This is a genomic window from Rheinheimera sp., from assembly GCF_020217005.1.
Lineage (GTDB): Bacteria > Pseudomonadota > Gammaproteobacteria > Enterobacterales > Alteromonadaceae > Pararheinheimera.
The window spans coordinates 1-10,000 of the sequence record NZ_JAIWOI010000128.1; the positions used below are offsets into that span (position 1 = coordinate 1).

At 44.6% G+C, this 10,000-nt stretch carries 12 protein-coding genes, 1 tRNA gene and 1 pseudogene; 10 read left to right on the forward strand and 4 right to left on the reverse strand.

Annotation, left to right across the window (positions count from 1 at the left end; translation table 11 throughout):
- Together LDL40_RS06225 and LDL40_RS06230 are read right to left on the reverse strand one after the other, a co-directional pair.
- Window positions 1–251: pseudogene (locus LDL40_RS06225) on the reverse strand (chemotaxis protein CheR); the annotation flags it as partial.
- A 7-nt stretch (window positions 252–258) separates the two neighbouring features.
- Window positions 259–1,188, reverse strand: a complete 930-nt coding sequence (locus tag LDL40_RS06230) for a chemotaxis protein CheV (protein WP_300994325.1) — start codon at window positions 1,186–1,188, stop codon at window positions 259–261.
- 151 nt (window positions 1,189–1,339) lie between these two features.
- On the opposite strand from LDL40_RS06230, the gene flgA reads away from it, so the two are divergent.
- The 3 genes from flgA (at window position 1,340) to flgN (ending at window position 2,884) form a co-directional block, all read left to right on the forward strand.
- On the forward strand, window positions 1,340–2,035 hold the full coding sequence (gene flgA / locus LDL40_RS06235) for a flagellar basal body P-ring formation chaperone FlgA (protein ID WP_300994326.1): 696 nt from the start codon (window positions 1,340–1,342) through the stop codon (window positions 2,033–2,035).
- Between the two features lie 76 nt (window positions 2,036–2,111).
- A complete protein-coding gene (flgM, locus tag LDL40_RS06240; protein WP_300994327.1) occupies window positions 2,112–2,453 on the forward strand; it encodes a flagellar biosynthesis anti-sigma factor FlgM in 342 nt (113 codons plus the stop codon).
- Window positions 2,450–2,884 carry a flagellar export chaperone FlgN gene (gene flgN / locus LDL40_RS06245; protein ID WP_300994328.1) on the forward strand — a complete coding sequence of 145 codons (435 nt, stop codon included), beginning with the start codon at window positions 2,450–2,452 and terminating at the stop codon, window positions 2,882–2,884. Before flgM ends, flgN begins: the two co-directional genes overlap by 4 nt.
- A gap of 4 nt (window positions 2,885–2,888) precedes the next feature.
- Here flgN and LDL40_RS06250 read toward each other — a convergent pair whose 3' ends face one another.
- Window positions 2,889–3,344 carry an LPP20 family lipoprotein gene (locus LDL40_RS06250; protein ID WP_300994329.1) on the reverse strand — a complete coding sequence of 152 codons (456 nt, stop codon included), beginning with the start codon at window positions 3,342–3,344 and terminating at the stop codon, window positions 2,889–2,891.
- 146 nt (window positions 3,345–3,490) lie between these two features.
- On the opposite strand from LDL40_RS06250, the gene LDL40_RS06255 reads away from it, so the two are divergent.
- Window positions 3,491–4,648, forward strand: a complete 1,158-nt coding sequence (locus LDL40_RS06255; RefSeq protein ID WP_300994330.1) for a flagellar assembly protein T N-terminal domain-containing protein — start codon at window positions 3,491–3,493, stop codon at window positions 4,646–4,648.
- A 22-nt stretch (window positions 4,649–4,670) separates the two neighbouring features.
- Here LDL40_RS06255 and LDL40_RS06260 read toward each other — a convergent pair.
- Window positions 4,671–4,745 (reverse strand) — tRNA-Arg (locus LDL40_RS06260).
- Between the two features lie 210 nt (window positions 4,746–4,955).
- Between LDL40_RS06260 and LDL40_RS06265 the strand changes: the two genes are divergently transcribed.
- Genes LDL40_RS06265 through LDL40_RS06290 form a run of 6 tightly spaced genes read left to right on the forward strand, consistent with a single transcriptional unit; the run spans window position 4,956 to window position 9,869 of the window.
- Window positions 4,956–6,101 (forward strand): DegT/DnrJ/EryC1/StrS aminotransferase family protein, encoded by a 1,146-nt coding sequence (locus tag LDL40_RS06265; protein WP_300994331.1) that lies wholly within the window; start codon window positions 4,956–4,958, stop codon window positions 6,099–6,101.
- 6 nt (window positions 6,102–6,107) lie between these two features.
- Window positions 6,108–6,812, forward strand: coding sequence for a WbqC family protein (locus tag LDL40_RS06270; protein ID WP_300994332.1), 705 nt, complete (start codon window positions 6,108–6,110; stop codon window positions 6,810–6,812).
- A complete protein-coding gene (locus LDL40_RS06275; RefSeq protein WP_300994333.1) occupies window positions 6,809–7,444 on the forward strand; it encodes a trans-aconitate 2-methyltransferase in 636 nt (211 codons plus the stop codon). The genes LDL40_RS06270 and LDL40_RS06275 overlap by 4 nt, the downstream gene beginning before the upstream one ends.
- A gap of 1 nt (window position 7,445) precedes the next feature.
- A complete protein-coding gene (locus LDL40_RS06280; RefSeq protein WP_300994334.1) occupies window positions 7,446–8,105 on the forward strand; it encodes an acetyltransferase in 660 nt (219 codons plus the stop codon).
- Window position 8,106: 1 nt separating this feature from the next.
- Complete coding sequence (locus tag LDL40_RS06285; RefSeq protein ID WP_300994335.1) at window positions 8,107–9,051, forward strand: hypothetical protein; 945 nt, start codon at window positions 8,107–8,109, stop codon at window positions 9,049–9,051.
- Complete coding sequence (locus LDL40_RS06290) at window positions 9,048–9,869, forward strand: phytanoyl-CoA dioxygenase family protein (protein ID WP_300994336.1); 822 nt, start codon at window positions 9,048–9,050, stop codon at window positions 9,867–9,869. Before LDL40_RS06285 ends, LDL40_RS06290 begins: the two co-directional genes overlap by 4 nt.
- Window positions 9,870–10,000: the final 131 nt, after the last annotated feature.

Sequence of the window (10,000 nt, forward strand, 5' to 3'; positions counted from 1 at the left end):
CGAAACCACAAGGTTTCGTTGGTGGTCATAGCGTCAATGACAGCGGAACGCAATTGCCGCTCAAAAGGGCTTAAGGTTTTGTTCAATAACTCGGATAAAGACGAAAGGCCAAAACGCTGCATCAAAGGCGCTAGTCGGCTTTTCACTAAATATTGTTTATTATCCCCCAGCACAATACCGCACTGCTGCTCCAGGAAATCCCGAAACAGTCGATATTCACTTTCCTGCAGCTCTTTGTTTGCCACCAACATAAAACCTCTAATCAGTATGCAACCATTTCCGCACGGATTCGGCTAGTTCATCCGGGTTAAATTTCGCAATAAAATCATCAGCCCCTACTTTCTGCACCATTTGCTGATTAAACACGCCACTTAACGAAGTGTGCAGAATCACATGCAGTGGTTTCAGCCTCGGATCAAGGCGGATTTCAGCAGTCAGGGTATAACCGTCCATTTCAGGCATTTCAATATCAGAAATCAACAAACCGACTTTGTCGGTGACTGAATTCTGGCAAACTGCCGCGGTTTCCTGCAGATAGGTTAAAGCTTCGCGACCATTATTAACCAGATGCATCTGAACACCCAAGCCTTCAAGCGCCCTTTTCACCTGGTTCCTGGCAACAGCAGAATCATCAGCAATCAGAATTAATCTGTCGCCTAAGTCAGCACTGATGGTCGAGGTCACCACATTGCTACTGATAGTGGTTGGAGAAGGTGAAATCTCTTCGAGAATCTTTTCAACGTCAATAATTTCAACCAGCTCTTTATCAATTTCTGTAATTGCAGTCAGATAACTCTGTTTGCCCCCGGTACCTTTAGGCGGCGGCATAATAGAGCCCCAGTTGATATTGATAATACGCTCAACAGATTGAACTAAAAAGCCCTGCACTGAACGATTGTATTCGGCAATAATAATAAAACAGTCTTTGGTGTTCTCTATGGCCGCGCCGCCAGTGGCCAGACTTAAGTCAATCACAGAAATAGTTTGGCCACGTATATGAGCAATACCTCTGACATACTTGTTACGTTTTGGGATAGCAGTCAAAGGTGGACATTGCAGTACTTCACGCACTTTAAAGACATTGATACCGAAACGCTGACGTCCCTGCAAACGGAAAAGTAAAAGCTCCAGTCTGTTCTGCCCAACCAATTGAGTGCGCTGATTGACTGAATCCAGAATGCCCGCCATAGAGACTCCCTAGTCTGAAAGAATTAGTGATCTTAAAAAATCGGGAACGATTCTTGCTTTAACCACTTCAGGATGAAAAATGACTGAAAATTGACATACTTAAGTATGTTATAACCCTTTGCCGTTAAAGCATAGCTGAAACCATATGAAAATGTACGATAAATTTTTGAAATACCCACTGGGTTTTATCTTAACTGCCAGTGTTTTGTGTTCAGCATTTTCACTGCAGGCGGCAAGTTTTAGCCCACAACAACTGACAGCGGCAACGGCTCAATGGTTGAAACAGCAGAAAGAAGTACCTGAAGGCGCGCAAAGTCAGCTATCCACTTTGGATCCACGTCTGGCGCACAAGCAGTGTGATTTGCCGTTAGAGTTTAGCTTTGCAGGTCCTGTCAGTCATCAGGCGACGGTACAAATCCGGTGTCAAAGCCCGCAAAGCTGGCACCTTTTTGTCTCTGCACGTTTTAGTCAGCAAACTGAAGCTGTACATAGTTTACGTAACATAGCTTTAGGTTCGCAGATCACGGCCGATATGCTGACACTAGGCCAAACCGATTTGCGTCTGGCACGGGGATCTTTAATTACTGATCCGGCTCTGGTGGTCGGTGCCAGAGTAAAAAGAAGCCTGTCGGCTGGACAAGTTGTCACTTTGCAGGATCTTTGTCTTGTATGTAAGGGCGATATAGTTACAATTAGTGGTTTGAATAACGGTCTTGAAGTAAGAACTGTAGGCATAGCTCAGATGGACGGTATTTTGGGTGATCAAATTCAGGTGACCAATAGACAGTCCAACCGCACCATAGTCGCGGAAGTGGTGGCAGTAAAAAAAGTTGCAATAAAATTTTAAATTCTGACTAAAGTTTTACCGGACGCGGCCGTTATACAAAGCAAGGGATCCGAAACCGGATAAAGAGGGTAGAAAAATGGCGATTAATTTAACTACAGGTCAGCCTGTCACTCAGCAAGTGAAAGCTGACAAGGCTGAACAACAAAACATTCAGAAGCAGCAGGTTGCTCAACAACAGGCTGTTCAGCAGCAAAGTACAACAGGTACAGCTGCGCAAAAGCAGGATTCAGTATCGCTGACGTCTCAGGCGCAGCAATTCAGCAAAGCCCAGGAAAAGGCGAAAGCAAGCTCAGGTATTGATCAAGAGAAAGTGGATAAGATCAAACAAGAGATTTCTGAAGGCAAATACAAAGTCAATGTAGAACAACTGGCGCGCCGCATAGTCCAGTTTGAAGGTGAGTTTTTCGGCAAAAAATGAGTACCGCCTACTCTTCTATCCTCACCCTTCTAAATGAACAAGAGCAGCATCTGGATAGGCTGCTCTTGTTGCTTCACAAAGAACTGGACGCCATCCGGAGCCGCAATGTTGAAGCGCTTAAAAGCAACACCGACGAAAAAATTCAAATTCTGGATTTAGTCCAGAAAACAGATGAAGAGCTAACTGCATCACCCGATCTGAACAGCGCCAAACAACAAGATTGGTTCAAAGACGTGTTGCAACGACTTGAAGAAAAATTAGCCCAATGTAAGTTTCAGAATCAGGTGAACAGTCAAAGTGTTGAGCAAAGTCAGTTGGTCATTGAGCGTTTTAAAACAGAGTTGTTACAAAGCCGCGGCCGCGCCGGGTTGACTTATACCAACAAAGGCAAAGCAGCCCAGGTTGACAAAGGCCCGGGCATAAAGGCCTGAATCCTCAGTAGTACTTCACATTTTTAATGCGGCGGGTAGGCTGGCTATTTAAATACAGGTCGTACACTTGTTTAAAATCCAGCTCAAGCTCAGTAGCGTACACATCTCCAACAGGATAAGTTTTCACTACTCTGGCCCCTCTAATAATACCGCTGACGGATGAGTTTAACTGATCGTTACCCACCATCATTTGCTGCATATTGGCCTTGGCGTCAATTCTTTGGCCATAAACCTGCTCTGCCAGCTCACGGTAAGCCTCCAGTTTGGACGCTTTCATCGCCATTAGCATACGTTCTTGCTCACTTGCACCCGGCTGTTGGCTGAGGGGTGCATAACCAACAGCTTTTAGTATCGGAAAACGTTGTGGCTCTACCGTTTCCCATTCAACATGGCGGTCGGCTACCAGACTGCAGCCCGGTAGCAAAATCAGTAATAACGCACTGAGTGTCAGTTTTTTCATAGTGGCGTGCCTCTGGCCCATTTAATCACTGCCTGACAATGCACAATCCATGCCTTTTTTGATAACACTCCATTTGTTTAGCAAAAATTTAAATTAAGGCATAACTTTTGCTTTCACCTCCCAGATTACTTTATGGAGAGGTTGTTATGCGTCTATCCGCGCTTAGCTGGTCAATGCTGGCATTATCCCTGCTTTCAGGCACTGCGATAGCTGATTGGTATGAAGCCACAGGTCAGGCCGTGCTGCGCTCTGGTGATATGACTGCAGCCAGGACGGCAGCCACTGAAGATGCGGTGCGTAAAGCCTTATTGTATTCAGGTGCTTCTATCCGCACTGTGCAGCAGGTGACTGACGGTTTATTGACTCAGGAATCCATGATGCTGCAGACTCAAGGCGAAGTACAAAATGTACAAATCGTCTCTGAGACTGAGGAAAACGGCTACATCAATGTCACGATCAGAGCGGATATCTACCCTGATCAAAATCAATGTGCCAATCTGCAGCTAAAAAAAGAATTACTGATCAGCCCCTTTTTCATTGAAAACAGAGAACAGGCTATTACAGGTCAGTTGTACGATTTGGATCAAGCCAGCACCAAAGTCTTTATTCAAAAGCTGGAAGAGTCCTCAGCATCCAGTCTGATCAAACTTCTGCCTCAATCGATACGACAAAAAGAACTGAATTATGCTGACCGCGGTGCCTTACAGCGCAACTATGGCGGCCGCTATCTGCTCAGAGCAAGTTTAGGTGATGTCTCTTTAGGAGAACGTGTTGGTACAAACTGGACTTTTTGGTCAGATCAAGACAGAGAACGCTTTTACCAGCTACAACTGGAACTTTCGGATATTCAGGAACAAAAAGTGCTGTTTAGTCAAACCTACCAGACCTCTGCGGTTTGGGAGTTTCGTGACACTACGGTCATTAGCCCTAAGACTCAGCGTTTTTGGCAGACTGGCTACGGAAAATCTATAGAAAGGGTGTTAAATGCCGCGGCACAGGATGTCGAAGAGGCTCTGCGCTGCGAAACTATATTGGCGGACATTACACTGGTGCAGCAGCACAAAGTGTTGCTGAACCTTGGCAGCCAACAAGGACTAAAACTTGGTGACGAGCTGACTATTTTATTCCGGCGCCAGCATAAAGATAGCTTTGGTCAATTGCAGGATCAACTGACCGTCAGCGAGCTAAAGGTCAAAGTCACTGAACTGACCCACAAAAATGCCTGGGCTGAAAGTATCAATATGGATTTACTGGCCAATGTGCAAGTAGGCGACGCAGCAACCCTGGTGAATGACACAAATTAAGATGTGGGATAGTTAGCAGCAATGGCCGCCCCAACAGGAATCGAACCTGTAACTGCCCCTTAGGAGGGGGCCGTTATATCCATTTAACTATGGGGCGGATGCCGACAGCATAACAAAGAACGACTTAAACTCAAACGACGCCGAGCTTGAGTGTCTAGTTCTTGAGCAGTTCAATATATCCAGGGTGCGAAGTCGCATTGAACAACGATAAAAATTGCAACATAACTAATAAACTGAAATCGCCTGCCGATATACAGATATAGTAAGTCAAAAGAGCTGAAGCTCACTAAATAAGACAGGAGCTGATATGACGGATAAGCCAATTTATGTAACTCAGCCAGCTTTACCACCACTGGAAGAGTTTATCCCCTATCTGCAACAAATTTGGGATAACAAAATTCTGACGAATTGTGGTCCTTTTCATCAGCAGCTTGAACAAGCTTTAGCAGACTATCTGGGGGTTAAGTACATCAGTCTGTTTGCCAATGCAACCTTGGCTTTAGTCACTGCGCTTCAAGCTTTGCGGATCACTGGCGATGTCATTACTACCCCTTATTCTTTTGTAGCTACAGCTCACTCGTTAAAATGGAACGGTATCAGGCCTATTTTTGTCGATATTGACCCTAAAACCTGCAATTTGGACCCTGCGGCTATAGAAGCGGCCATCACGCCACAAACAACAGCCATAATGCCTGTACATGTCTATGGCACACCTTGTGATGTGGATGCAATTGAACGAATAGCCGAAAACTACAACCTGAAAGTTATTTATGATGCGGCTCACGCCTTTGGCTGCAAAGTGAACGGCAAAAGTCTGTGCTCTTTTGGTGATATCTCTGTGGTGAGCTTCCATGCTACTAAGGTGTTTAATACCTTTGAGGGTGGCGCCATTATTTGTCAGGATGCAAAAACCAAAGCTCATATCGATCATCTAAAAAACTTTGGCTTCGTTGACGAAACTACTGTTGTGGCTGCAGGCATCAACGGGAAAATGAGTGAAATTAACGCGGCTTTTGGTATGTTGCAGCTAAAACATGTAGATGCAGCAATAGCTAAACGAGCACAGGTCAACAAATTCTATACCGAGCGTTTGCGTTTTGTGCGTGGAATTTCTTTGTTGCAAGACAATCGTAACCACGATTCAAACTATTCCTACTTTCCCATTTTAGTAGAAGCAGACTACCCCATCAGCCGGGACGATCTTTACAACAAATTCAGAGAACAAAACATTATGGCCAGGCGCTATTTTTATCCTCTGATCAGTGAGTTTCCTATGTACAGAGGATTGCCTTCAGCAAACGCTGGTTTGCTGCCCAACGCCAAAGAAATTTCGTCAAGAGTCCTCTGTTTACCTTTGCATCCAAATTTGGAAGACGCTGAATTGGAGCGCATCATGTCTGTCATCATCGCTTGTGCCAAAAAACACCAGCACAAACGTGCTGCCAGGAACTAAGTAAAAATGCGTATTGCTATTATGCAACCCTACGCTTTTCCTTATCTTGGCTACTTTCAACTGGCCAGGCATGCCGATCATTTTGTATTGCTGGATGATGTTAATTATATAAAAAAAGGCTGGATCAACAGAAACAGAATAGTGACAGCTCAAGGCGAATATCTGTTCACTATTCCTCTGGTTAAACCCAGTCAGAACAAAAAAATTAATACACTGCAACTCTGTGACTTTAAAAAAAATGCCACTGCCCTGCTGCATATTGCCCGGCAGTCTTATAAAAAAATGCCTTATTTTGACCAAGGCTATAGCCTGCTTGAGCGCTGTTTTGCTTTTGATGGAGAGCTGTTAGCTGACTTTATTAGCCACAGTCTGGGCACGTATTTTAGCTATCTACAGATAGCTGCATCCGTCCACCACAGTTCTGTATTAGATCCACAGCCGCAGCTCACCGCACAAGACCGTATTATTCATTTGAACAAGATACTTGATGCAGATACCTATCTGAACTTGCCAGGAGGACAGCAGCTGTATGACAAAGCCAGTTTTGCAGCAGAAGGGCTACAACTCAAATTTATTGACACCTCTACGCCGCTGAATTACCAACAACCTTTTGGTCAACGTCTAAATCATATGTCTATTATCGACGTCACTATGTGCGTCAGCAAAGCAGACATTCAAAAAGAACTCTCTGCCTTTAGGACCCTATCATGATCAATAAAAACTACCTTCAGGTTCAGGCTCACTATGAAACCTGCTACGAGCGTGAAGGCGATTCCTGCAAAGGAGTTGACTGGCCAAACGAACGCGATGCGCGTTTAAGGTATCAGGTGATGACGGGGCTATTCAAACAGGATAATGCTGTAACTATTGCTGATATTGGTTGTGGTTTAGGTCATTACTATGCTTACCTGAAGGAAACCGGACAGTTGCAATATTGTCATTATACCGGCTTGGATATTTCAGCCAAAATGACCGCAGCCTGTAAAAAAAAATACCCAGACACAGACTTTATCACCATAGATTTGTTAGCTGAACCCTGTGCGCATCGTTTTGATTATGCGGTGTTAAACGGTGTATTTACTGTTAAAAACAGTTTAAGCCAACAAGACATGTGGGAATTTTTTACCGCGTTAATTCAGCGCTGCTTTGCTCTTGTGGATAAAGGGATAGCCTTTAACCTGATGAGTAAAAATGTGGACTGGGAACGGGAAGATTTATTTCATGTGTCTATGGATGAACTCTCAGCTTTTTTAACAAAACATTTGTCCCGCCATTTTGAAATCAAACACCAGTATGGCCTGTATGAATACACTGTCTATTTATATAAAGAGGCAAAAGCATAACATGAAAAAAATAGTCATATTTGGCACAAAAGATTTTGCTGAGCTTGCACATTTCTACATCTGCACTGACGGTATAGATCAAGTGTGCGCTTTTACGATGGATAAAGACTACATAGAACAAAACGAGTTCAAAGGACTACCTGTAGTTCCCTTTGAAGAACTTGAAACGCTGTATCCACCTCAAGATTATTATATTTTTGTGCCAATGAGTTACTCATCTTTAAACGAAAGCCGCAAACGCAAATACTATGAAGCCAAAGCAAAAGGCTATCGCTTCTATTCTTACATCAGCCCAAAAGCGACCTACTACGGTACTGCTATTGGTGAAAATTGTTTTATCTTCGAAAACAACGTGATCCAACCTTTCACTCAAATAGGCAACAATGTAATTTTGTGGAGTGGCAATCATATTGGCCATCATAGCACTATTGAAGATCATGTGTTTATTTCATCCCATGTGGTTATTTCAGGCCATGTCACCATAGGTGAAGGCAGTTTTTTAGGCGTCAACTCCACTATTAATAACGGTATTAGCATTGGTAAATACAATGTACTGAGTTCAGGCGCCTTAATACACAAAACCACTGAAGACTATTCAGTGTACAAAGCGGCCAGAGCAGAAAAAGCCGCTTTTAAAAGTAATGAATTAAAAGGATTCTAAGGTGTTGTGGTCAAAGCGGGGTTTGGTCGTACAACCGGATCAGAGCAAATGGTGGCAACAAAGCCACGCCCAATGTCCGGTGATGGATCCTGTTCCTGCAGCCGAGGGGTTGCATTTCGTCTATTTCTCCTCCAGAGATCAGGCCGGGCGCAGTCATATCAGCAGATTATTGTTTGACGTAAAAGCACTGCAGCCAGTTACAGAAGCAGAGTTAGTTCTTACGCTGGGTAAAACTGGCTGTTTTGATGACTCGGGCGTTATGCCAGCCTGTGTTCTGCATTTTAAGGGCTGTTGCTATTTGTTTTACATAGGCTGGATGCAGCGGGTATCAGTGCCCTATCAGAACGCAATTGGGTTGGCTCAGATCCTGGCAGATGGCAGTCTGAAGCGCCTTTACGAAGGACCGCTGTTTCCCCCTTTAAAAAATGAGCCTTACTTTACCGGCACTGTACATGTGCAGCAGATAAAAGATCAGCTCATTGCCTATTATCTGAGCTGCACCGGCTGGACAGAGGGCGAAAACGGCAGGATGGAGCCAGAATACAATATCAAAATAGCGAGCTCTCAAGATGCGGTAAACTGGCAACGGGATGCTCAAGTTGCCATAGAGTTGAATGCAGCCACAGAAGGTGGACTGGCCAGCGCGACAGTGCTTTCCCGGCAAAACCACTATCTAATGTGGTATTGCTATCGCGGTAAAAGTCAGTACAGAGAGAATATCCATGAGTCCTACCGTATTGGACTTGCCAGTTCTGCAGATGGCTTGAATTGGCAGCGTCAGGATCAATTGCAAAGCCTGACATTGGGTGAACAGGGGCAATGGGACTCTCAGATGCTTGCATACCCAAATGTCACCCAAACCTCAGAAGGCGTCATTATGTTGTATAACGGCAATCATTTTGGCAAACACGGCTTTGGCGCTGCAGTATTACAAGGTGAAATATGAAAGATCTCTGCGGCATCAGAGCCGAATTCAATCAAAATGGCTACGTCATTATTGAAGACTTTTTTGATGATACACAGTTGCAGCGTATCGTGAGTGGCTTTAATCAGTTAGTAAGCCAGCAGCTGCACTTATTGTCGTGCCAGCCGCTCGAGTCGCTGGAGCAAAATTTGCTGCTGTTGTTTAAACAGGACCTGACCAGATATCTGAATACCATCAAAGCATTTTCCAGGGTAGCGGCTATACATCAGGCCTTTAACAGCGAAAAGTTTTACCAACTGCTACAACTAATGCAGATCCAATGCCCTACCATACCGACAGGCCCTGTGGTTCATCTGATGTCCGATCAACTCAAAGTGCCCGGAGGCTATTTTGGCCAGGGCGCTCATCAGGACTGGAGCTCTATGTACAGCTCATTAAATGCGCTGACATTCTGGGTGGCATTAACAGATGTCGGTCAAACAAACTTCCCACTTGAAGTGATACCAGGTAGCCACCTGAATGGCTTTATCGAAGGGCAGCCAACAGACCATTACTTTGAACTGGATTTAGCCAGGTACAACAGTACTTTGTTTCAGACTGTGGCGGTAAAAGCCAAAAGCGCTGTGATTTTTTCACCTTTTTTAATTCATAAAACCGGATTGAATTCCTGCTCAGGTTTTCGTCTGGCGACCTCCTACCGGGTTGATGATTCAGCGGATCTTTACCATACGCAACAGGGCTATTATACCGCCTATAGCAGATCGGTGAATCGCACTATAGATAGTTCAAACTGGCCTGCAGCCGAGCTCATTAAAAAACAATACACAGGGGTCTTATGAGTAATTACGTCAATTTGGCCGATATAGTCGCGCCTGAAAAATTACAAATTATTGAAAGGTACCAGCAAGAGTCGGCCTTTGTGACTGAGTCCGTGATCCGGGGCAAGACGCTGCGGTATAACACCCAAAGC

Coding starts and splice junctions, on each gene's coding strand:
- LDL40_RS06230 (WP_300994325.1), bottom strand. CDS start 1,188: ATGGCGGGCATTCTGGATTCAGTCAATCAGCGCACTCAATTGGTTGGG.
- flgA (WP_300994326.1), top strand. CDS start 1,340: ATGTACGATAAATTTTTGAAATACCCACTGGGTTTTATCTTAACTGCC.
- flgM (WP_300994327.1), top strand. CDS start 2,112: ATGGCGATTAATTTAACTACAGGTCAGCCTGTCACTCAGCAAGTGAAA.
- flgN (WP_300994328.1), top strand. CDS start 2,450: ATGAGTACCGCCTACTCTTCTATCCTCACCCTTCTAAATGAACAAGAG.
- LDL40_RS06250 (WP_300994329.1), bottom strand. CDS start 3,344: ATGAAAAAACTGACACTCAGTGCGTTATTACTGATTTTGCTACCGGGC.
- LDL40_RS06255 (WP_300994330.1), top strand. CDS start 3,491: ATGCGTCTATCCGCGCTTAGCTGGTCAATGCTGGCATTATCCCTGCTT.
- LDL40_RS06265 (WP_300994331.1), top strand. CDS start 4,956: ATGACGGATAAGCCAATTTATGTAACTCAGCCAGCTTTACCACCACTG.
- LDL40_RS06270 (WP_300994332.1), top strand. CDS start 6,108: ATGCGTATTGCTATTATGCAACCCTACGCTTTTCCTTATCTTGGCTAC.
- LDL40_RS06275 (WP_300994333.1), top strand. CDS start 6,809: ATGATCAATAAAAACTACCTTCAGGTTCAGGCTCACTATGAAACCTGC.
- LDL40_RS06280 (WP_300994334.1), top strand. CDS start 7,446: ATGAAAAAAATAGTCATATTTGGCACAAAAGATTTTGCTGAGCTTGCA.
- LDL40_RS06290 (WP_300994336.1), top strand. CDS start 9,048: ATGAAAGATCTCTGCGGCATCAGAGCCGAATTCAATCAAAATGGCTAC.